Raw genomic sequence first — 20,545 nt, forward strand, 5'->3', positions numbered from 1 at the left:
CGTACGGCATGGGAGACGCAGGTTGACCCATAGCCTCATGAGTTGTCTAGCGACATCGCACTGCGGGAACCGCGCCGATGCCTCTTCTAATCCTTGCCTTGCCCTGCGGCAGCGCTGATGGCGTGGTACTTTTCGGGTACGGTGCGCCGCGCCGCCAAGATCTCGCTGCTGACTCTGCTGGGGCTGTGGCTTGTGTATCTGGCACTGGCCAACACCCTGATCAACAGTGAGCGGTTGCGCACTGCCCTGCTTGAGGAGCCGCTGGACCGTGCCCAGCTCGACCTGCGCTGGGAGCGCGCCTGGAGCTGGTATCCCGGTCAGTTCAGCGCTGCCCGCCTGGAGCTGATTCAGCAGGCACCGCGCTGGCTGGGTCTCGACATCGAGCAGGTCAACCTGCGCGTTGCGCTGCGGCCGCTACTCGAGGGCCGCATCGAGGTCGACCAACTCGATGCCCGGCGCATCCACGAGGTCGCCGTGGGGCGACTGCGGGTGGCTGGCAGCGGTCGACTCAGGCTCAGCGAACTTGTCTGGCAGCAGCGCGAGCTCTCCATTCAGGGCATGGCACTCGACCTCGACGACGGCAGAATCACCCGCGATGCCGTTACCCTGGTCGAGGACATTCGGCTTGCCGCCCGACTGCGGCTTGCCCCCTTCGACTTTGCCGACCAGCGCGGCGGCGATATCGTTCACGCCGTCGACGGTGAGCTTGACCTGGCCGGCGCCAGCGATGCCTACGCGGTGTTCAGCGACTACCTGCTGGGCCTTGAGTGGCTGGAGGTCAGCGGCCACGGCGACCTCACCGGTCGCCTACTGCTCGAGGCCGGCGAGCTGCTACCCGGCAGCGAACTGCAGCTCGATTCCCCCGATCTCGGCGTGACCCTCGACAGCACCCGGCTGACCGCTGGCGGGCAGCGCTACCAGCTGCTCGGCGACGGTCGCATCCGCGCCACCATCAGCGACGACCAGGGCGAGCCGGAAACTCGGCTGGGCCTGACCCTGGACGACATGCGCATGTGGCAGCAGGACGGTACGGAAGTGATGCGCGGCGACGGCTTTCGCATCGCGCTGGCCGGCGACCGGCTGCGCCTCGACCAGCCCCCCGAGCGGCTGCATCGCGCCGGGCTGCGCTGGGAAGACACCGAACTCAGCAATATCGCCGCGCTCAGGCCCTACCTGCCCGCCACCTTTCCGCTCCAGCTGGAGAGCGGCCGGGGGCGCCTGCGCGGCTTTCTCGACTACGCCGACGACGCCCTCAAGGGCACCTTCCGCCTCGACGGCGACGAGGTCGCCCTGCGCCTCGGCGACACTCCCATGCGCGGGCGCCTGGGCGTCACCCTGGCACTGCCGCTGCTCGACCCGCGCAGCGGTCGGCTCGACCTCTCCGGCAGCCACTTCACCCTACAGGCGTTGGGCGATGACGACGGCCAACCGCTGACCACCTCGCTGGTCTTCTCTCGTGCCGAACTTGCCAACGCCTGGCCACTGCTGCCGCTGGACCCGTTTCTTGCCAGCGGCGACGAACCGCGCGACACCCCGGTGGTGACCCCGCCGCTGCTCGCCGCTGTCCCGTTTGATGCCGCGCTCAGTGTCTCCGGCGAGATCGACCAGCTCGGGGTTCTCGACGGCCTGCTAAACGAGCTGTTCGTCGACCAGTCGCTGGGGCTGCGCGGCGGCGGCCGACTGAACGCTGAAATCGATATTCACCAGGGCCGCCCGCTTCCCGGTAGCCGACTGCAGATCGACTCGCCGATGATCGGTGGCCGCTTTCTGGGTCTCGACACCCTAGGCCAGGGCACCCTGGTCGCCAGCATCGTCGATGACATCCCGCAGCGGGGGCTGCTGACCCTGGACCTGAGCGACGTCGGTGTGCGTCGTCTGGCGGATGGACGCCGCCTCTTCGACGCGCCGCGCCTGACGCTGAGCGCCAGCGGCGAGCTGCCCGACAGCGGGCGGCGCCTGGATAATCCCGAGGCACAGCTCTCCTGGCAGAGTGCCGCAGTACCCGACGTCGCCGCGCTGAACCTCTATCTGCCCGAGTCCCCGGCCTGGCAGCTGGATGCCGGCACCGCCTCCACCAGCGGCGTGCTGGTGGTCAACGGCGATAGTGCCCGCGGCCGGATCACCCTCGACGGCTCGGCGATTCGCGGCCAGCTGCTGGGCCAGACCCTGAGCGGTGGCGCCGACCTCGAGCTGATCATCAACCAGGCGCACTTCGCTAGTGGACGGCTGGACATCAGTGGCTCACGCCTGGCCCTTCAGGCTAGCGCCGAGGACGCCGAAACGCGCAGCGTGGTGATCGCCCGTGAGGCCGTGCTTACCGGTGGCAGCGGCTGGCAGCAAGGCGGCGCGCGTAGCCCCAGCGGGCGGCTGCGCCTCGATGGCCTGCTTGCTGACATGGCACTGTTCAATGCCCTGCTGAGCAGCGAACACGCCTTGGCGGTGGACGGCAACGCCCAGCTGCGCGCCGATATCGAACTGGACGCCGGCCGGCTGGTGCCAGGCAGCGAGCTGCGCCTGGATGCCACGCCTTTCGCGCTGGGCTTCCTCGATTTCGAGGCCCGCGGTGACGGCCAACTGGTGGCGACCGCCACCGGCAGCCACGAGGCGTTGAGCGCGGCCCTGACGTTGAGCATGCCGCAGTTGGCACTGCGACGCGGCGAGGCCGGCGCAGCGCTGATCGAAGGGCGGCATATGCAGCTCACCGCCGAAGCCCGGCGGCTCGATCTCGCCGCCGGGCTTCAAGCCCTGGATACGCATATCGCCCTGCCGCATATCGAGGCGCAGGACCTGACGGTCTTCAACGCCTACCTGCCGGAGAATTCACCGCTGACGCTGCTAGGCGGGCACGCCATCCTGGCCAGCGACCTCCGCCTCGACGGCTACCAGGCCCACGGCATGCTGCGTCTGGATGCGCCAGACGCCCGCCTGGCCTTCCATGAGCGCGAGCTTGCCGGCAGCCTGATGATCGACGCCCGCCTCAACGACGGCGACCTGCGCAACATGACCTTCGACAGCAGTGGGTCGCGGGTCTCGCTGAGCAACGTGCAGCTGGCCGAGGAAGATACCCCTCTCAGCGACGGTTGGTGGGCCGACCTGGAGCTCGCCGAGGGGCGCCTGACCTGGCAGCAGCCGCTGGCACTCAACAGCGAGCTGCGCCTGGCGATGCGCGACAGCGGCCCGCTGGTGGAGCTTTTCGTCAGCGCCGCTCACGAGCGCCGCTGGCTGCGCAACCTGCTCACCGTGCGCGATATCCGCGGCTCTGCGCGGCTCGACATGCGCCAGCAGCGCCTGGACATCCGCGACCTGGAGCTCAGTGGCCAGGGCCGCGAACTGCGCGCCAACCTGCGCCTCGGCGAGGACTCACCGCGCGGCGTGTTCTACGCCCGCTATGGCGCCCTGGCGTTGGGCGTGGCGCTGGCCGACGGTCAGCGCCGCTGGCAGTGGCCCGGCGCGCGAGGCTGGTTCGAGCGCCAGCCGGTATTCACTGCCGACGCCCCTTCCGCCAGCCACTGGCTGGAGTCCCTCGACATCGAGTCGCCCTGATCCAATCGACGTCTTGACTACCCTCTGGCATTACAACCCGGCCCTGACGCACTCCACCATGCGCCTCACTCCACAAAAGAACACGTTATACAACAAAACCAACTACCTGAAATTACATATAGCAGCACTACCATACGAACAATCACCTGCAAGGTGATCTTACACAAGTGTGGCAAATTTCCTACAAAAGTTTAAGCATCAACCTACATACTTACCATCGGCAATCATAAAGAATTATCTAAAATAAAGAAAACTTATAAATAAGCTTCGCTTGCGATATCCGTAACCGCTTATGAGTCTGGCATTTAAGTTAAACCACTCATCTAGCACGCTACAACTCACATCAACCGATGTGTATATACCGCAGGGGAAGAGAAATGAGAGCCGACACCGACATCGTATCGATAGATAAATACCGCATCCATGTAGAACTCTATCAGCAGCCACACAACACTGAAAGCATCATCATGGTAAATGGAGCCCTTGCCACCACCGCTTCTTTTACCAACTGCGTCAAATACCTGCGCGAGGGCATGAACGTCATCCTCTTCGATTTGCCATTTGCGGGGCAGTCAAAAGCCTATAACCCGTCGGGCGGCATCATCGACAAAGAGGATGAAGTCAATATCCTGCTTGCACTCATCGAACGTTTCAAACCCACATCATTACTATCTGTCTCCTGGGGCGGCTATGCCGCCATGATGGCCTTGTCCCAATCTCCCAACTCTATCAAGAAAGCCGTTTTGGCATCATTCTCGATCCAGCTCAACGATGCGATGCTTCGCTATGTTCACGGTGCTCGGCATTATATCCAGCAAGGCGACACTAAAACCGCCGCCAATCTACTTAATGAAGAAGTAGGGAAATATCTGCCGCGCCTGCTGAAACATATAAATTACAGGCATCTCTCACGACTAGACCAGCATGAGCTTCAACAGGTCTGCTTTCATATTGAGCAAATACTATCCCTTGACGACACCGACTATGAGCGGCTACTGGGCAACATCAATATACCGACCCTCTTCGTCAATGGGGCACTGGATGAATACACGACTCCGGAAGATATTGTCATTGCCAAAGACCATATGCAGCAGTGTACCTTTGAGGTAGTGCCGAACACGGGACACTTCCTTGACCTTGAGCATGCTGACGCACGGCAGACAATGGAAAGAGTACTCCGCGACTTCCTGATCCCTGCTGAGCAAAAAACACAGGTGGCATAACGCCTCCCATGTATCAGTCGCCAATCTCGCTCAGGTCAGGCCCAGGGTACAGCTGTGCCGGCCAGCGCAGCAGCATGATCGCCAGCACGTTGCGATGTTCGCCGCGGACGAGGTCAACGCTGCCGTCGGTGGCGGGAATCATCCTCGCCTGCGGATCGAAGGCGTCGATGATTGCCGCTCGCAGACTCGCCACGGCCGGGTGGTCATGCTTGCCGGCAAGCAGGAAACTGATCCCCACCTCGGCCATGATGTCCTCGGTGGTATCGTGCAGGATGCGCGGCAGCTCCGCAGCAAAGGCTTCGAGAATCCAGGCGTGTTCGGTGGCACTCACCTGGCGCTGATAGTAGCGGCTGTCGGCGATCACGAAGTGGGTCATGCCGTAGATGCGATTACGGTATTCGTCGACGTCCAGGGCTGCGACTCGAGCCGGTGAGTAGTGCTCGCGAAAGGCGCTGACCACATCGTCACGCAGGTCGACGATCTCGAGTTGATGCAAGTAGTGAACGATATTGGCGACCTGGGCGGCATACACCGACAGCACCTGCGGGTCGGTCAGAAACGCAGCAAAATCGACCTCTGCCAGATAGTCGAGGGCACGTTCGTGCCCAGCCAGCCGCGGCGTTCCCAGCAGCCCGTAGTAGTCGAGCTGCACCAGCGAGAACAGCAAGCTGCGAGCGTAGATCATCTCCCCCCAGTCAGCGAACATCTGGCGCCGAGCACGCTGTTTCTCGGTGCGTGTCGGGTAGGCATCGAGCAGTGCCTGGCTGCGCCGCTCGGCATGGTCGTGATGGGCGACCAGGCCGTCGAGCTCCTCCCCAAGACGCAGCATCAGCCGCTTGGCGTGGCTTTCAGTGAGCGGTACATAGCGCACGTCACCGCTGATTCGATAGAGCCGCTGAGCATAGTGGCGCTGCTTGTCCAGCGGCAGCGTGAACAGCTCCGCCTCGTAGCGGGCCTGAATCGCCTCGGCGACCTCATCCTGGGACGTGGAAGGCGCCAGCGTGGCGCAGCCCGCCAGCCACAGCATTGCCAACCACACTACCAGCCAGCTGCGCGGATGCGCATGGCGCATAGTGGACACCTCCCTGTTGGTACCTGAGCGAGAGAGTCTCTCTCTGGGCATCAGTATAGCCGCTGGCTAGCGGCGCCCCTGCCGTCGGCCGGGGCGGATCAGCTTGACCCGCGCCTTGGTTCGGCGCCGCGTGGTCGGCGGCGTATCATTGGGTCCAGGTGTAAGCGGCGGTTCAGGCGCGGGAGGCGCGGGTTCGGTGACCACCCAGGCGAAGGTCGGCAGCGCAAGATGCCAGCGAATCGCTGCCAGGCGCAGGCCGAGGGTGACCGCCAATCCCAGGCCAATGGCCATGGCGGTGGGCGCCTGCAGGGTGCTGAGCACGACGAACACAGTGCCACCGGCAATCGACGCCGTGGCGTAGACCTCCTGGCGCAGCACCATCGGCACCCGGCGCGCCAGTAGGTCGCGGATCATGCCGCCGGCCACGCCGGTCATCAGGCCCATCAGCACCGCCACCACGCCGGGGCTACCGAGCAGCAGCGCCTTGTGGGCACCGATCACCGTAAACAGCGCCAGGCCGAAGGCGTCGGTCACCGGCAGGAAGGTCCGCGTCAGACGGTGGATATAGTGAAAGCCGAGAATCGACACCGCCACGGTGGCCAGAATCACCCATAAATAGGTCGGATCGCTGACCCAGAACACCGGCCGCACTCCAAGCACCAGGTCGCGCAGGGTGCCGCCACCGATGCCGGTCACCGCGGCCAGCACCAGCATGCCGAAGGGATCCATCCGCGAGCGGCAGGCGAGTATCACCCCCGACAGTGCAAACACGATCACTCCGGCCATATCCAGCCAATAGACCCATCCCGTCACGCCGCCTTCTCCTCCAAGTGTTTGGCGACAGCATAGCCGAGGGGCTCTTAGGCCTCATCCGCTAATGACAACGCCCGCTGCTGCGGGCGTCGTGAACATGGTGAAACGAAAGCGAAAGAATCAGTGGCCGTGCTCTTCCAGCCAGTCTTCGAGGAAGGCGATCTCCTCCTCCTGGGCCTCGATGATCTCCCGGGCTAGCTGCTGAAGCGCTTCGTCCTCGCCGTACTCGAGCACGATATTGGCCATGTCGATGGCACCCTGATGGTGGGGGATCATGCCACGGGCGAAGTCGACGTCGGCATCACCGGTAAAGCCCACCATCATGCCCTCGTGCATGCGGTCATTGGCTTCGCGATAGGCCTGCACCGCCGGGTCGTCGGCATGCTCTTGATCGTCCATCTGATGATCATCATGAGCGTGCTGATCGCCGTGGTCATGATCATGGTCGTGGCTGCTGGCCTCGGCCAGAGGACTCAGTGCCAGCACCGCGGCCACCCCCAGGCTGCCGAGCAGAAGCGCCAGCGGGCCGCGGGAAGCATCGGTCTCAACCACGGCGGCGCGGGTATCGGTCTTGGTAGATCGCATCATGGCAAACTCCTGATGTCTGAAACGGGGTCTTGAGACGAATAGTGTCAGACCGCCAATGTAAAAGCTGTGGGCCACCCACAGGTCAAGTGGTGTCATCAGGCGCTCGGCAATACAGCAGCGGGCTTGAAATTCGCGCCCCCGCGGCCGCATGCTAGCGGCATAGCATCATACATCCGGAGCCCCACCATGAGCCGCCTGACCTCACCCCTATTCCCGCTGTGCGGCCTGACATTGAGTCTGGTCATGCTGGCCGGCTGCACCGTGAACACCTTCCCCGACGGCAGTCGCGAACAGCAGTGGGGCGTACCCCAGGAAGATGGCCCCGGCGATCAGCAACGCCCTGGCACCTACCGCGACGAAACCGGTGAAATTCGCGGCCAAACCCAGGTACCTGAGCGCTAGGCGCTGGTCTCGGAGCATTGGCCGAAACGGGCCAGCTGCATCTCCCCTAGGCGGCTGACCACGCGGCGGAAGGCGAAGCTCAGCTCGCCGTGGGCATAGAGCGCCTCGATCGGCACCTGTGCCTCGATATAGAGCGGCACGCCGCGGTCGTAGCACTCGTCTACCAGGGCGATAAAGCGCCTTGCGCCGTCGTCCTGCTGCGAGAAGCCACGCCGCGCACCGCCACCGGCGGTATCCGGCCCCAGGTCCTCGATCTTGGCCTCCTCGAGCGGCTCGCCAGTCTGGCCGCCCATTGCCGGCACTCCGCCGACCAGGATATGTCGAAAACGGTCGCATAGACTGATGAAATCCAGCGCCCCGAGCGGCTGCTCGCAGAGCGCCGTATAGCGGCACCACAGCACTGTCTCGCTGCGCCCTTCCACCTCGATGCTGCGCCCACCCAGATCGAGGGGCTCGCTGCTGGTCGGCTGGCCATCGCTAAGCTCGGTAAAAGCGCGCGCCAGCCGCTGCGGCGCCCGCACCCAGTAGCGTTGCTCGGCGCGGCCCGGATGCTCGCGGTGATCGCAGCCGCCGTCCATCGCTACCACCTGCAGATGGCGCTGAAGGGCGGCAATCGCTGGCAGGAAACGCTCGCGGTTATAGCCCTCGGCATACAGCTGGTCCGGCGGTTGGTTAGAGGTGGTGACCAGCACCACCCCGGCGTCGAACATCGTCTGCATCAGCCGACCGAGCAGCATGGCATCGGCGATGTCGCTGACGAACAGCTCATCCAGGCACAGCACCTCGACCTCGGCGCGCAGCTCGCCGGCCATGACCGACAGCGGGTCCGGTGTGCCGCTGAGCTGGAACTGGCGACGGTGCACCCAGCGCATGAAGTGGTGGAAGTGCTGACGACGGGCGGACACCGCCAGTGAGGCGTGAAAGCGATCCATCAGCCAGGTCTTGCCACGCCCCACCGGCCCCCAGAGATAGACGCCTTGGGGTCGCGCGCCGTTTTCATGCAGCGCCCGGTAGCAGGCCTCGAGCACATCCGCGGCCTGCGCCTGAGCATCGTCGGCGACAAAGTCCAGACGCGCCACGGCATCGTCATAGGCCTGGCGGGGTGAGAGTCGCTGGGGCATCGCGGAGCTCCTCGAATCGGGAGTCAGACCTTGCCACGATCGCCGCGGGCAGACAAATGCCCCCACCGCGCTTCAATGCAGTACCATGGTGGCCGCTTCTGGCCTCAAGGAGACCCCAATGGACTGGAACCCGGCCCTGCTGTGGCTGGCACTCAGCCTGCTGCTGGCGCTGGCGGAGCTCACCTCGGGCGCCATGGTGCTGCTGGCCCTCGGCATAGCGGCGCTGTTCGCGGCCCTCTTGGCCTGGCTCGGCCTGCCGCTAGCCTGGCAGCTGATCGGCCTGGCACTGGCCACCGGCGTCATGGTCCCGGTAGCCATCAAGTTTATCCGCCCGTGGTTCTCACCCCGCGGCGTGGCCTACGGCACCACCGGCACCGGGGTCGAGAAGGGCCGCGTCTACCGCACACTGATTCGCGACTACGACGGCGCCACCGGCATCAAGGTCAACGGCGACTTCTATCGCCTGCGCGTGCAGGAAACTGCCGCCACCGAACTGCCGCTGGGTACCGCCGTGGTCTTCAAGGAATTCGATGGCACTACCGCCATCGTCACCATCGCACCACCCAAGGAGCATTGAACATGGATCTCCCCGTAAGCCCGGGCTTGATATTGGCCCTGATTGTCGTCTTCATCGGCATCCTGATCGTCGTCAAGGGGTTGGTGATCGTTCGCCAATCGGAAGTCATGGTGATCGAGCGTCTCGGTTCGTTTCACCGTGTGCTGGAAAGCGGCATCAACATCATCATCCCGTTTATCGATCAGCCGCGCGCGATCACCATGATCCGCTACCGCAAGATGGGCGACGACTACCACGCCATCACCAGCGATGAGATCCGCATCGACCGCCGCGAAACGGTGATGGACTTCCCCGGCCAGCCGGTGGTGACCACCGATAACGTCACGGTGCGCATCAATGGCGCCCTCTACTACCAGATCATCGATCCCAAGCGCGCCGTCTACGAAGTCGAGAACATGAGCCAGGCGGTGGAAGTACTGGCCAAGACCACCCTGCGTTCGGTGGTCGGCAAGATGGAGCTCGACAAGCTGTTCGAGTCCCGCGCCGAGGTCAACAACGAAATCCAGACCGCCATGGAAGAACCCGCCTCCAAGTGGGGCGTCAAGCTGTCGCGGGTCGAGGTGCAGGATATCGCCATGCCCGAAGAGGTGGAGACCGCCATGCGCCTGCAGATGGCCGCCGAGCGTAAGCGCCGCGCCACCGTGACAGAAGCCGAGGGCGAGAAGTCCGCGGCGATCGCCAAGGCCCAGGGCCAGCGGGAGTCCTCGATCCTCAACGCCCAGGGCGACAAGGAGTCGGCGATTCTGCGCGCCCAGGGTGAGCAGGAGTCGATCAAACTGGTACTCAATGCCATCGGCGACAGCGAGGAGAACAAGCAGACCGTCGTCGGCTACCTGCTCGGCCAGAGCTATATCAAGGCCCTGCCGACCATGGCCAAGGACGGTGAGCGGGTCTTCGTGCCCTACGAGTCCAGCGCCCTGCTCGGCTCGATGGGCATGTTCCGCGACCTGGCCGGCTCCCCGGAAGACGCCGTAGGCAAGCACCTGCGCGGCAGTGGCCAGACCGATGGGCTGCGTGGCGGCGTGGTGGGCGGTGCCGCCAGTGGCAGCTGATCCTCCGCACTAAGGTACGAACGACGACGCGGCCGGGCCATTGCCCGGCCGCGCTGTTTCTAGCACTCGCTGCCTCGGGCGGTCCGCTGGCCCCCAGCGAGACCTCCGGTCAAGGTGGCGATGGCCAGCGCGGCGCCAGCTCCAGCCGCGCTTCGAGCGCCTTGGCCAGCTTGAGCACCAGGTGATCGGCGAAACGCGGCCCGATCAGCTGCACCCCCAGCGGCATACCCGCGTCGCTGAAACCGCCATTGAGGGATATCGCCGGCTGCTCGCCCATGTTCCACGGCAGCGTATAGACGATATGCTCGAAAGGACGCTGCGGATCGTTGGTAGGCGAGACCCAGTCGGCAGGAAACGCCACGTTGGGGGTGGTCGGCGAGATCACCGCATCCACCTGCTCGAACACCGCTTCGGTCGCCCGGCGCATGTTCAGGGTCTGCTGGAAACCGCGCACCACCTCGACGCCGCTCAAGCGTGCGCCATCCTCGGCCCAGGCAAGAATCGCCGGCAAAACCCGCTCACGCTGTGTCGGCGTCAGCGCCTCCAGTTCGCTCCACTGCCGCGCCCGCCAGAAGCGATCCAGGCCATCGAGCATCTCCCGGTTCATGACGGGCGCCAGCGGCACCAGGGTCGCCCCGGCGGCCTCCAGGCGCTGCGCCGCCAACTCCACGGCTTGGCGAAGCGGCGCTTCCAGCGGCAGGCCGCACCCCGCCTCCAGCATCACCCCTAGCCGCAGTCCCTTCACCTCCAGGCGCAGATCCGTCCAGTCGACGCTCTCCGGCGGCAGCCGCATCGCATCGCGACGATCGGTGCGCGACAGGCTCGTCATCATCAGTGCGGCGTCGTCGACGCTGCGCGTCATGGGGCCGGCGCAACGCCCCACGTAATACGGGTCGATGGGAATCCGCCCCAGGGTCGGTTTGAAGCCCACCACCCCACACCATGCCGCCGGCAGGCGAATCGAGCCGCCGATATCGGTGCCCAGATGCAGCGGGCCATAGCCTGCCGCCGCCGCCGCGCCTGCCCCGGAGCTAGAGCCGCCGGTATTGCACGCCAGGTTCCAGGGATTGCGGGTCAGGCCGTGAAAGGAGGAGAGCCCCGAGGAGAGCATGCCGTAGTCCGGACAGGTGGTCTTGGCCAGCAGCAGTGCATGGTCTTCGGCCAGGCGCGCCGCGGGGGGCGCATCCTCGCTGGCCTTGGGCTGCTCGCCGAGCCCCGTGCCCCCGGGCACCGGCAGGCCGCAGGTGGCGATCAGCTCCTTGAGCGTCACCGGCACGCCATCCAGGTTGCCGCAGGGCTCGCCCCGCGCCCAGCGCTCGCTGGAGGCGCGCGCCGCGGCCACAAAGGCCTCGGGGCGATAAGCATAGAGGGCGTTGAGATGGGGCTCCCAGCGCTCGATGTGGGCGATCAACGACTCGGCGTAGTCGAGCGGCGACAGCGACTTGTCGCGGTAGGCGGAAAGCAGCTGGGTGGCGGTCATCCGATGGGGCGAGTGCATGCAGTCTCTCTCGGCATGGTGAACGATGCCTTCAGCATGGCGCGGGGCGGTGCCCACTGCTATTACAATTGCGATGCCAGTGTGTCCACGTTTTATGTGCACTCTACGCTGGTGGGGTATTGAGGCGATTGACCTGTTCCGCCAGCAGTGACAGACACGCCTCGGTGGCAAAACTGCGCTGACGGTGCCGATAGAGACACAGGTCGACCCGCGCTCCCGGCAGCTCTCCGTGCTGCAAGGGAATTCCCACCAGTTGCCCAGCACGACACTCCCGGGCCACCGCCATGGGGGGCAGAATCAGCACCGCCACGCCGGCCATGGCGAGTGCCTTCTGAGTCTCGAGGGAGGCGGCATGGAAGGTCAGCGTCAGCCTCACGCCTTGCTGGCGGGCCGCCGCGTCGACGGCCTGGCGCACGCCATAGCGCGCATCGGGCAGCGTCAGCGGCTGCTCGACGAGATCGGCCAGGCGCAGCGTGCGAGCCGCTGCCAGGGGGTGGTCCGGCGCCATCACTACATGGTGCTCCAGGATGCCGCTGGCGAGGGTCAGGATATCGTCGTGCCGCGGCATGAAGAAGGCCAGGCCGATGTCGGCATCACCGCATCGCAACGCCTCGACGACCTGGCCAGCGCTGGCGATATGGATATCGAAATCGAGCCGCGGATGCTGGCGGCTCAGCTGCGCCAGCGCCGGTGTCAGCATCCCGGCGACCACGCCTTCTGCCACCTGCAGACTGACGCGTCCGGTGCGCAACCCCTTGAGATCGTGGATATGCTCCTGAACCCGCTCGAGATCGCGCAGCGTGCGCTGGGCCTGGGCCGCCAGCAGTTCGCCGGCGGCGGTAAGGCTGATGCCGTTGGGCCCTCGCTCGATCAGCGGAGCACCGAGCTGATGCTCGAGCAGATCGATCTGCCGGCTGATGGCGGTGGGGGCGATATGTAACTGTGCCGCCGCCTGCCTCAGCGAACGGCAGCGGGCCACGGTGTCGAAGTAGCGTAGCGCTCGCCAGTGCATCATCGTGCCCGCTCAGGGAGTGTCTGCATCGAGCCGGCGGCGCATGATCGTCACCGCCTCGCCACGATAGTCACGCTCCTCCACGGGCTGCCAGCCGAGTCGGGCATAGAGCGCCTGCTGATCCGGCGTGTAGAGATAGAAAAGCGCAATGCCCGCATCCCGCGCCTCGGCCTCGACCCGCCGCACCAGCGACGAGGCAATGCCCCGGCCGCGCCACTCGGGCAGCACGAAGACCGAGGCCAGCCAAGGCGATAGATCGCGGCGGTCGCTCATATCGTCGACCACCAGGCTGGCCGTGCCCACCGGCACGCCGTCGTGCATGGCGACGAACACCGAGGGCACGCCACCCGCACCGCACTCACCGCGCAGCTGCTGGATGGCATCGGCGAGCGTTTTACCGGGGTGGAGATGCCCCCAGGCGGCATGGGTCCACCCCGCCACTGTGGCGAGATAGGGGGACTCGGCGTGCAGCCGTTCAATCGTTGGTGCTTCCGCCATCTCGGCGCTCCTCAGGCCATCCACTGCATAAGGACTATACGGTAACCACAAAGGCCCCGGCCCGCCAGAGGACGACTAGGCAACAACGCGGGCCGACCCATTGCCTGGGCTAGGCGATACGTTAGAATGATGGAAACCTCAGCGAGTCCACTTTCATGCCGGACATATCACTGAAAGCCAAGCAAGCGTATTTTGCCAAGGTCAAGAGAGCTAACTATAAGGCCAGCATGCATCTGGAAGGCTTCACTCTCCCAGCAGCCGATAACACGCTCACCCGAGAAGCCATCCTGGCCAAGTACCGCCACTCTCGCCTCTGATGGATAAATACGGCACGGGGCAGGATCCATACTGCTATCCGGGCAGTACAACGCTGCGTAATTGCCTAAATATCCACGATGAGAACGAGCTGATCAGCGCCGAGAGGGAACTGACCTTACTGGCCACCAATGCGATTCAGTTCTCGCCGCCTCCCTATGATCTCGCCTACCTACAGAGCCTGCACCATCAGTTATTCGGCGATCTCTACCCTTGGGCTGGAGAGCTTCGCAGCATTGACATCGCCAAGGGTGAGACACGCTTCTGCCATGCCGCTCGCATCGAACCTGAGGCGCATAAACTCTTCGACTCTCTCGCCCAACGGCACTATTTCACAGGCCTGCCCCGCGAAGCACTGATAGAGGCCGTTGCCGAGTTTTATGGCGACCTGAATGTGCTCCACCCCTTCCGCGAAGGCAACGGTAGAGCACAGCGTCTACTGTTCGAGCATATCGTCATCAACTGCGGCTACGAGATTTCATGGCAGGGGCTAGAGCGCGACGAGTGGCTGCACGCCAACATCGCCGCCTATCACTGCGATTACCAGCCGATGATAAAACTCTTTGGCCGGTGCATCGGCAAAGCGCTGACGGAATAGCACCAGTGGACGGTTCATGACGACTATTCCAACAGACAGCGAGTCCTACCCCAACTGAAACGGATACACCGAGCCGATCTGCAGGATCTGCGTCAGTTCGTCCAGCGCACTGAGGGTCTCCTCGGCGAGCTGCGGGTCGGCGAGGTCGTCCGGCGCCAGGCGGTCGCGGTAGTGGCGCTCGACCCAGGCGGTGAGTTCGGCGTAGAGCGCCTCGTCGAGCAGCACCCGGCCGGAGAGGGCCTGGCGCTCGGCGGCGCTGAGCGCCACCCGCAGGCGCAGGCAGGCGGGGCCGCCGCCGTTGCGCATGCTCTGTTTGACGTCCTTGACCAGCACCTCGCCGATAGGGTTATGGCCCGCCAGCAGCAGATCCTGAATGGTGCGCCATACCGCCTCGTTCTCCTGGCATTCGCCGGGGACCACCAGGGTCATCGAGCCGTCGGGCTGGGAGAGCAGCTGGGAGTTGAACAGGTAGGAGGTCACCGCGTCCTGCAGGCTCACCGCCTCGACCGGCACGCGCACGGGAATCAGCGGCGTGGCCATCCTGGCGCGCAGCGCATCGAGGGTGCCCTGCTCGTCGCGGAAGGCCATCTCGTGGTAGAGCAGCACCGGGCCGTTGCCCACCGCGATCACGTCGTTGTGAAAGACGCCGGCGTCGATGGCCTCGGGGTGCTGCTGGGCAAACACCGCCTGGGCATCGCTGAGGCCATGCTGGCGAGCCACCGCCTGGCTGGCCTCCAGCGTTTGGCGCGCCGGGAAGTGCCGGGGCTCATGGGCGGGATCGCCGCCGAAGGCCTGACGGCCGTAGACGAACAGATGTACCCCCGGCTCGCCGTGGGAGGCGCTCAAGCGGGTGTGGTTGGCCGCGCCCTCGTCGGAGAAGGCCGGGGTCGCCGGCAGCACCGGGTGGTGGGCGAAGTGGTGCGGGTCGTGGAAGATCGCCGCCAGCACGCGGCCAGTGGTTTCCGGCTCCAGAAAGCGGTGGAAGCTCGACTGCAGGTTGGCCGGGGTGAAATGCACCCGGCCATCCACGGCATCGACGCTCGGCGTCACGGTGCCGGCATTGGCCGTCCACATGCTCGACGCCGAACACACCGCGCGCAGCAGCTGCGGCGCCTCGCGGGCGGCGCGGGTCAGCACCTCATGCGCTGTGCCGCTGAAGCCCAGCGCACGCAGCGCGCCCAGGTCAGGGCGCTGCTGGGGCGGCAGTACGCCCTGGGCGAAGCCCGCATCGAGCAGCGACTTCATCTTGGCCAGCCCCTGCAGCGCCCCCTCGCGGGGGTTGGAGACCAACCCGCCGTGGCTCATCGACGCCACGTTGCCCAGCGCCAGGCCGGAGTAGTTGTGGGTGGGCCCCACCAGGCCGTCGAAGTTGACCTCGCGGACGTCCAGGTTCGCAGCATCGCTCATAGCACCACCCCCGGCGGCAACTGGTCAGGCAGCTGTAGATCCTCGCTCTCCATCGAGGCCACCGGATAGGCGCAGTAGTCGGCGGCATAGTAGGCACTGGGGCGATGGTTGCCGCTGTCGCCGACGCCGCCGAAGGGCGCATCGCCGGAGGCGCCGGTGGTCTGGCGGTTCCAGTTGCTGATGCCGGCGCGAATGCGCAGCAGGAAGTCGTCCCACTCTTCGCGGTTACCGCCGATCAGGCCAGCGGAGAGGCCGTAGCGAGTATCATTGGCCAGGGCGATGGCCTCGTCCCAGTCGCGGTAGCGGTGCACCTTGAGCAACGGCCCAAAGTGCTCCTCGTCGGGCACCTCAAGACCAGTAACGTCGATCAGCGCCGGGCTCAGCAGGCTGGTGTTCTCCTCTACCCGCCGCATCCGCGACAGCACCGTGCCGCCCAGCGCCTCCAGCTCATCCTGGGCCTTGAGCAGGCCATCGGCGGCAGCCACGCTGACCAGCCCACCGTAGAACGGCGCCGGCTCGCTGAACTGGCCGCCGACCCTGAGCTTGTCGATAGCCGTTACCAGCGCCTCGAGCAGGCGGTCGCCGACCTCGCCCTGGGGCACCATCAGCCGCCGCGCGCAGGTGCAGCGCTGGCCGCCGGAGAGATAGGCCGACTGCAGGATGGTCAGCACCGCGGCGTCCTGGTCGGGCACATCCCTGACCACCAGCGCATTGTTGCCGCCCAGCTCCAGGGCCAGGATCTTGTCCAGTTGGCCGGCGAACTGCTGGTGCAGCATGCCACCGACCTTGGCGCTGCCGGTAAACAGCAGGCCATCGATATCGCGACAGGCGGCCAGCGCCTGACCCACCGGTGCGGCGCCCTGCACCAGATTGATCACGCCCTCGGGCAGGCCCGCCTCACGCCAGCACTGCAGCGCCAGATCGGCGGTCAGCGGGGTCTGTTCACTGGGTTTGAAGACCACCGTATTGCCGGCCAGCAGCGCCGGCACCATGTGCCCGTTGGGCAGATGGCCGGGGAAGTTGTAGGGGCCGAACACCGCCATCACGCCGTGGGGGCGGTGGCGCAGCACGGCGCGGGTGTCGCCCAGGTCGCGCTCCCGCTCGCCGGTGCGCTCGTGGTAGGCGCTGATCGACAGGGCCACCTTGCCGATCATGGCGCCGACCTCGGTACGCGCCTCCCATAGCGGCTTGCCGGTCTCACCGGCAATCGCAGTGGCCAGGTCCTCGCGGTGGCTCTCGAGCACGCCGCGGAAGCGCTCGACCAGCGCCTGGCGCTCGGCGAACGGGGTGCGTGCCCAGCCGGGGAACGCCTGCCGTGCCACCGCCACGGCGGCCTCGACCTGAGTAGCGCTGGCGCTGGCGCCCTGCCACAGTTCCTGGTGGGACACCGGGTCGAGCTTGGCGAACCGCTCCGCGTCGCCGTCGACCCAGGCGCCGCCGATCAGCAGTTGCTGCTTGGCTTGCATAGTCATCTCCTAGGTTTCGAGTAGACGGAGGGAATCGCCCGCCCCGACCTCAAGTCGGTGCGCCTCCTCCTCAGTGAGGACGATTACCCCGTCCTCGTTGGGGCCGCGGCCTATCCAGGCGGCGCGGAAGTCGAGCATCGCGGTGGTCGCCACCAGCCAGGTGGGGCGCTCACTGTCGAGGGCTTGTGAGGTGACCTCGACCTGGCACAGTCGCGAGTCGCGTACCGCGCGCACATCGTCGATATAGGCCTCCACCGTGGGGCCGCCGTCGAAGATGTCGATATAACCCTCCCAGCGCAGGCCCTCCTTCTTGAGCATCTCCAGCGCCGGGCGGGTGTGCTCGTGGACCTCGCCGATACAGGCCCGCGCCTCCTCGCTCATGAAGGTGGTGTAGATCGGGAACTTGGGCATCAGCTCGCCGATAAAGCTCTTCTGCCCCAGCCCGGTCAGGCGGTCGGCCTCGTTGAAGTCCATGGGAAAGAAGTGACTGCCCAGGCACTCCCAGAACGGGCTGATCCCCGCTTCATTGAAGACACCACGCATCTCCGCCAATACCTTGGCCGGGAAACGGTCGCGGAACTGCGCCATGAACAGCCAGCGCGCCTTGGAGAGCAGTGCACCGTTGCGGTGGCGACGATACTCCGGGCGCAGGTAGAGCGAGCAGACCTCGGCATCACCGGTGTGATCGGAGCTGAGGAACAGCGTATCGATGGTGCGATGCAGGTCGAGCTGCACCGAGGAGTGCGCCAGGGTACCGAGCCGGTAATTGTAGAACGGCACCTCGCGGCCAACCTGGCCCTCGATGGCGCAGCAGCCGGCCAGCTCGCCGCTGGCGTCGTCCTCGAGCACGAAGAAGTAGAGCCGCTCATCCGCCGGCGTGCGCTCCTCGAAGGCGCGGACCGCCAGCTCGATCTTGCTGGCCAGGAAATCGCGATTGTCGGGCAGCGAGGTGAAGCCCACCCCGGTCTGCTGGGCCAGCGCCTGGAGGCCATCGAGGTCACCGCGGGCGATCGGACGAATGCGCATCACAGTTCTCCCTCGTCGAGTGCATCGATGGCGGCGGGCAGCGCCAAGGGGGCGGCCAGTACCGCACGCCCCTCCTCGACGCCAAGAATCTCGGCGTGCTCCGGCGACAGCATCAGTTGACCGGTGGGCGACAGTGCATAGCGCGCCACCACGCAGCGGAAGTCCGCCAGCTGCTGGTTGGCGATCATCGCCGGCTCGGCGTCGGGCAGGGTGTGCGCCGGGCGCACTCGCACCGGGTGCCAGGCGGCACGCCGGAACGACTCGAGGCGCGAGCGCTCGGCCTTGACCACGGGCCCGGCGTCGAAGATATCGACGTGCCGCGAGCGTACGAAGCCCTCGGCCAGCATCTCCTCCAGCGCCGGTTCATGATCCGGATGTTCACGGCCGATGGCGGCCCGCGCCTGGGGCGTGAGCAGCGGCAGATAGAGGGGAAACTGCGGCATCACCTCGGCGATAAAGCTCTTCGAGCGCACCCCGGCGATATGATTCATCTCCTGATAGCCCCGCGCAAAGAAGTGGCGCCCGACGCTGTTCCAGAACGGCGATTCACCGTCGGCATCGAGATAGCCGGGGAAGGCCACGGCGAGAATCTCGGCGAAGCGTTCCGGATACTGGGCAATGAACATCAGTCGCGCTCGGCGCAGCAGGCTCATCGCGCTGGTGCCCTGGTAGCGAGGATCCAGCGACAGCGCGCACAGCAGGGTCGCCTCGGAGACCTCGTGGGACAGCGACAGGGTCTGCACCTCGCGGCGCACGTTGAGCTGCTGCGAGGCGTGGATCAGGGTCTCCTGGCGATAGGTGTAGTAGGCCTCATTGGCGCCAGCCTGAGCGCGGATGGTGGCGGTACCCACCACCTCGCCGCGCTCGCGATCCTCGAGCACGAAGGTGTAGTGCTCATCGCCGGGGAACTCCACCTCGCGACTGAAGGCGCGCTGGGAGCGGGTGATGCGCTCCTCGAGGCGGTCGCGATGCGCCGGCAGGTTGGTCAGCCGCGGCGTGGCGCTGCCGGCCAGGCGCTCCAGGGCCGGCAGGTCCGCCGGACGGGCGGGACGAACGACCAGCATGGCGTGTCCTCCTGAGCGGAACGATTGAGCATCGCTGGCTGGCACTCGACTCACGCCTTGGCCACCAGCTTGGCGATGGCGCGCTCGAGACGCGCCATGCCCTCTTCGATATCGGCTTCGGGGATCACCAGCGACGGCGCCATGCGCAGCACATTGGGCCCGGCGATCAGCGCCATCAGCCCCTCGTCGATGGCCAGCGGCAGGATATCCTTGGCCTGGTCCTGGTAGGCCGGCGCCATCTGCGCGCCGATCAGCAGGCCCATGCCGCGGATCTCCTGGAACACGCCGTGCTTGCGGTTGATGGTCTCGAGGTGCTCGCGGAACAGCTCGTGGCGCTTTTTCACCCCCGCCAGCACCTCGGGCGTGTCGATATACTCGACCGCCGCCAGGGCCACCGCCGAGGCCAGCGGGTTGCCACCGTAGGTAGAGCCGTGGGTGCCGATGGCCAGCGACGTGGCGATCGCCTCGGTGGTCAGCATGGCGCCCACCGGAATGCCGCCGCCCAGTGACTTGGCGCTGGTCAGAATATCGGGGACCACGCCGTAGTTCTTGTAGGCGTAGAGCTCGCCGCAGCGGCCAGCGCCGGTCTGCACTTCGTCGAACACCAGCAGGGCGTTGTGGGCATCGCAGAGATCGCGCAGGCCCTGCAGGAAGTCCGGCGTCGCCGGCACGATACCGCCCTCGCCCTGCATCGGCTCGACCATGATCGCGCAGGTATCGTCGCCGACCAGCGCGCGCACGCTGTCGAGGTCATTGTAGGTGGCGTGCAGGATGCCGCCGGGCACCGGGCCGAAGCCCTGGGAGTACTTGGGCTGGCCGCCGACGCTGACGGTAAAGAAGGTGCGCCCGTGGAAGGACTGCGAGAAGGAGATGATCTTGTCCTTGTGCTCACCGTGGTGCTCCACCGCCCAGCGCCGCGCCAGCTTGAGCGCCGCCTCGTTGGCTTCGCCCCCGGAGGAGCACATGAACACCTTGTCGGCGAAGGTACGCTCGACCAGCGCGCGGGCCAGCTTCAGCGCCGGCTCGTTGGTGTAGACGTTGGAGAGGTGCCAGAGCTTGTCGGCCTGGGCCTTGAGGGCGTTGACCAGCACCGGATGGCAGTGGCCCAGCGAGTTGACCGCGATACCCCCGGCGAAGTCGATATACTCACGACCCTCCTGATCCCACAGGCGGCTGCCTTCGCCGCGCACCGGGATCACCTGCTGCGGTGCATAGTTGGGCGTCATATAACGGTCGAAGTCGCTGCGGGTCGGGGTGTGGCTCATGAGGG

General features: G+C 65.7%; 19 protein-coding genes. 7 read left to right on the forward strand and 12 right to left on the reverse strand.

The genetic code is table 11. The annotated features are described in order from the left end of the window. The first annotated feature begins 117 nt into the window (after positions 1-117). Positions 118-3,543, forward strand: a complete 3,426-nt coding sequence (locus tag IEI94_RS11880; RefSeq protein WP_191167532.1) for a hypothetical protein — start codon at positions 118-120, stop codon at positions 3,541-3,543. A gap of 377 nt (positions 3,544-3,920) precedes the next feature. Further along, positions 3,921-4,766, forward strand: coding sequence for an alpha/beta fold hydrolase (locus IEI94_RS11885; RefSeq protein ID WP_191167533.1), 846 nt, complete (start codon positions 3,921-3,923; stop codon positions 4,764-4,766). Between the two features lie 13 nt (positions 4,767-4,779). Here the strand turns inward: IEI94_RS11885 and IEI94_RS11890 are convergent, their stop codons facing one another. The 3 genes from IEI94_RS11890 to IEI94_RS11900 form a co-directional block, all read right to left on the reverse strand. Next, complete coding sequence (locus IEI94_RS11890) at positions 4,780-5,838, reverse strand: DUF3541 domain-containing protein (RefSeq protein ID WP_224750109.1); 1,059 nt, start codon at positions 5,836-5,838, stop codon at positions 4,780-4,782. A gap of 66 nt (positions 5,839-5,904) precedes the next feature. Further along, the gene (locus IEI94_RS11895; RefSeq protein WP_191167535.1) at positions 5,905-6,651 is read right to left on the reverse strand and encodes a trimeric intracellular cation channel family protein; all 747 of its coding nucleotides are present in this window, start codon (positions 6,649-6,651) and stop codon (positions 5,905-5,907) included. 120 nt (positions 6,652-6,771) lie between these two features. Continuing rightward, positions 6,772-7,239 carry a DUF305 domain-containing protein gene (locus tag IEI94_RS11900; RefSeq protein ID WP_224750110.1) on the reverse strand — a complete coding sequence of 156 codons (468 nt, stop codon included), beginning with the start codon at positions 7,237-7,239 and terminating at the stop codon, positions 6,772-6,774. Between the two features lie 186 nt (positions 7,240-7,425). On the opposite strand from IEI94_RS11900, the gene IEI94_RS11905 reads away from it, so the two are divergent. Further along, on the forward strand, positions 7,426-7,641 hold the full coding sequence (locus tag IEI94_RS11905) for a hypothetical protein (RefSeq protein WP_191167536.1): 216 nt from the start codon (positions 7,426-7,428) through the stop codon (positions 7,639-7,641). Here IEI94_RS11905 and zapE read toward each other — a convergent pair. After that, positions 7,638-8,762 carry a cell division protein ZapE gene (gene zapE, locus IEI94_RS11910; protein ID WP_191167537.1) on the reverse strand — a complete coding sequence of 375 codons (1,125 nt, stop codon included), beginning with the start codon at positions 8,760-8,762 and terminating at the stop codon, positions 7,638-7,640. The two genes, IEI94_RS11905 and zapE, sit on opposite strands and share 4 nt — an antisense overlap. A gap of 118 nt (positions 8,763-8,880) precedes the next feature. Here zapE and IEI94_RS11915 point away from each other — a divergent pair, with 118 nt between their 5' ends. Together IEI94_RS11915 and IEI94_RS11920 are read left to right on the forward strand one after the other, a co-directional pair. Next, complete coding sequence (locus IEI94_RS11915) at positions 8,881-9,339, forward strand: nodulation efficiency, NfeD-like protein (RefSeq protein WP_191167538.1); 459 nt, start codon at positions 8,881-8,883, stop codon at positions 9,337-9,339. A 2-nt stretch (positions 9,340-9,341) separates the two neighbouring features. Further along, entirely contained in the window at positions 9,342-10,391 is a 1,050-nt protein-coding gene (locus IEI94_RS11920) for an SPFH domain-containing protein (protein ID WP_191167539.1), read from the forward strand. Between the two features lie 109 nt (positions 10,392-10,500). Here IEI94_RS11920 and IEI94_RS11925 read toward each other — a convergent pair whose 3' ends face one another. The 3 genes from IEI94_RS11925 to IEI94_RS11935 all read right to left on the reverse strand — a co-directional run bounded on the left by IEI94_RS11925 (position 10,501) and on the right by IEI94_RS11935 (position 13,399). Then, the gene (locus tag IEI94_RS11925) at positions 10,501-11,889 is read right to left on the reverse strand and encodes an amidase (RefSeq protein ID WP_191167540.1); all 1,389 of its coding nucleotides are present in this window, start codon (positions 11,887-11,889) and stop codon (positions 10,501-10,503) included. A 103-nt stretch (positions 11,890-11,992) separates the two neighbouring features. Beyond that, positions 11,993-12,904 (reverse strand): LysR family transcriptional regulator, encoded by a 912-nt coding sequence (locus tag IEI94_RS11930; protein ID WP_224750111.1) that lies wholly within the window; start codon positions 12,902-12,904, stop codon positions 11,993-11,995. Between the two features lie 9 nt (positions 12,905-12,913). Next, positions 12,914-13,399: a GNAT family N-acetyltransferase gene (locus IEI94_RS11935; RefSeq protein ID WP_191167541.1), complete on the reverse strand. Its 486-nt coding sequence runs from the start codon at positions 13,397-13,399 to the stop codon at positions 12,914-12,916. 155 nt (positions 13,400-13,554) lie between these two features. Between IEI94_RS11935 and IEI94_RS11940 the strand changes: the two genes are divergently transcribed. Beyond that, complete coding sequence (locus IEI94_RS11940; protein WP_191167542.1) at positions 13,555-13,716, forward strand: YhfG family protein; 162 nt, start codon at positions 13,555-13,557, stop codon at positions 13,714-13,716. Next, positions 13,716-14,312, forward strand: a complete 597-nt coding sequence (locus tag IEI94_RS11945) for a putative adenosine monophosphate-protein transferase Fic (protein ID WP_224750112.1) — start codon at positions 13,716-13,718, stop codon at positions 14,310-14,312. Before IEI94_RS11940 ends, IEI94_RS11945 begins: the two co-directional genes overlap by 1 nt. Positions 14,313-14,357: 45 nt before the next feature. Here IEI94_RS11945 and astB read toward each other — a convergent pair whose 3' ends face one another. The 5 genes from astB to IEI94_RS11970 are packed head-to-tail and all read right to left on the reverse strand — an operon-like array spanning position 14,358 to position 20,540. Beyond that, entirely contained in the window at positions 14,358-15,719 is a 1,362-nt protein-coding gene (astB, locus tag IEI94_RS11950) for an N-succinylarginine dihydrolase (protein ID WP_191167543.1), read from the reverse strand. Continuing rightward, on the reverse strand, positions 15,716-17,185 hold the full coding sequence (gene astD, locus IEI94_RS11955) for a succinylglutamate-semialdehyde dehydrogenase (protein WP_191167544.1): 1,470 nt from the start codon (positions 17,183-17,185) through the stop codon (positions 15,716-15,718). The genes astB and astD overlap by 4 nt, the downstream gene beginning before the upstream one ends. A 9-nt stretch (positions 17,186-17,194) precedes the next feature. After that, positions 17,195-18,211, reverse strand: a complete 1,017-nt coding sequence (astA, locus tag IEI94_RS11960; protein WP_191167545.1) for an arginine N-succinyltransferase — start codon at positions 18,209-18,211, stop codon at positions 17,195-17,197. Beyond that, positions 18,211-19,275, reverse strand: a complete 1,065-nt coding sequence (locus IEI94_RS11965) for an arginine N-succinyltransferase (protein WP_191167546.1) — start codon at positions 19,273-19,275, stop codon at positions 18,211-18,213. Before IEI94_RS11965 ends, astA begins: the two co-directional genes overlap by 1 nt. 50 nt (positions 19,276-19,325) lie before the next feature. Next, complete coding sequence (locus IEI94_RS11970) at positions 19,326-20,540, reverse strand: aspartate aminotransferase family protein (RefSeq protein ID WP_191167547.1); 1,215 nt, start codon at positions 20,538-20,540, stop codon at positions 19,326-19,328. Positions 20,541-20,545 lie beyond the last annotated feature (5 nt).

The organism is Halomonas sp. ML-15 (assembly GCF_014779595.1).
Lineage (GTDB): Bacteria > Pseudomonadota > Gammaproteobacteria > Pseudomonadales > Halomonadaceae > Franzmannia.

What these genes read in the sequence shown, in the direction of transcription:
- IEI94_RS11880 (WP_191167532.1), top strand. Translation starts at nt 118, where the DNA reads ATGGCGTGGTACTTTTCGGGTACGGTGCGCCGCGCCGCCAAGATCTCG.
- IEI94_RS11885 (WP_191167533.1), top strand. Translation starts at nt 3,921, where the DNA reads ATGAGAGCCGACACCGACATCGTATCGATAGATAAATACCGCATCCAT.
- IEI94_RS11890 (WP_224750109.1), bottom strand. Translation starts at nt 5,838, where the DNA reads ATGCGCCATGCGCATCCGCGCAGCTGGCTGGTAGTGTGGTTGGCAATG.
- IEI94_RS11900 (WP_224750110.1), bottom strand. Translation starts at nt 7,239, where the DNA reads ATGATGCGATCTACCAAGACCGATACCCGCGCCGCCGTGGTTGAGACC.
- IEI94_RS11905 (WP_191167536.1), top strand. Translation starts at nt 7,426, where the DNA reads ATGAGCCGCCTGACCTCACCCCTATTCCCGCTGTGCGGCCTGACATTG.
- zapE (WP_191167537.1), bottom strand. Translation starts at nt 8,762, where the DNA reads ATGCCCCAGCGACTCTCACCCCGCCAGGCCTATGACGATGCCGTGGCG.
- IEI94_RS11915 (WP_191167538.1), top strand. Translation starts at nt 8,881, where the DNA reads ATGGACTGGAACCCGGCCCTGCTGTGGCTGGCACTCAGCCTGCTGCTG.
- IEI94_RS11920 (WP_191167539.1), top strand. Translation starts at nt 9,342, where the DNA reads ATGGATCTCCCCGTAAGCCCGGGCTTGATATTGGCCCTGATTGTCGTC.
- IEI94_RS11925 (WP_191167540.1), bottom strand. Translation starts at nt 11,889, where the DNA reads ATGCACTCGCCCCATCGGATGACCGCCACCCAGCTGCTTTCCGCCTAC.
- IEI94_RS11930 (WP_224750111.1), bottom strand. Translation starts at nt 12,904, where the DNA reads ATGATGCACTGGCGAGCGCTACGCTACTTCGACACCGTGGCCCGCTGC.
- IEI94_RS11935 (WP_191167541.1), bottom strand. Translation starts at nt 13,399, where the DNA reads ATGGCGGAAGCACCAACGATTGAACGGCTGCACGCCGAGTCCCCCTAT.
- IEI94_RS11940 (WP_191167542.1), top strand. Translation starts at nt 13,555, where the DNA reads ATGCCGGACATATCACTGAAAGCCAAGCAAGCGTATTTTGCCAAGGTC.
- IEI94_RS11945 (WP_224750112.1), top strand. Translation starts at nt 13,716, where the DNA reads ATGGATAAATACGGCACGGGGCAGGATCCATACTGCTATCCGGGCAGT.
- astB (WP_191167543.1), bottom strand. Translation starts at nt 15,719, where the DNA reads ATGAGCGATGCTGCGAACCTGGACGTCCGCGAGGTCAACTTCGACGGC.
- astD (WP_191167544.1), bottom strand. Translation starts at nt 17,185, where the DNA reads ATGCAAGCCAAGCAGCAACTGCTGATCGGCGGCGCCTGGGTCGACGGC.
- astA (WP_191167545.1), bottom strand. Translation starts at nt 18,211, where the DNA reads ATGCGCATTCGTCCGATCGCCCGCGGTGACCTCGATGGCCTCCAGGCG.
- IEI94_RS11965 (WP_191167546.1), bottom strand. Translation starts at nt 19,275, where the DNA reads ATGCTGGTCGTTCGTCCCGCCCGTCCGGCGGACCTGCCGGCCCTGGAG.
- IEI94_RS11970 (WP_191167547.1), bottom strand. Translation starts at nt 20,540, where the DNA reads ATGAGCCACACCCCGACCCGCAGCGACTTCGACCGTTATATGACGCCC.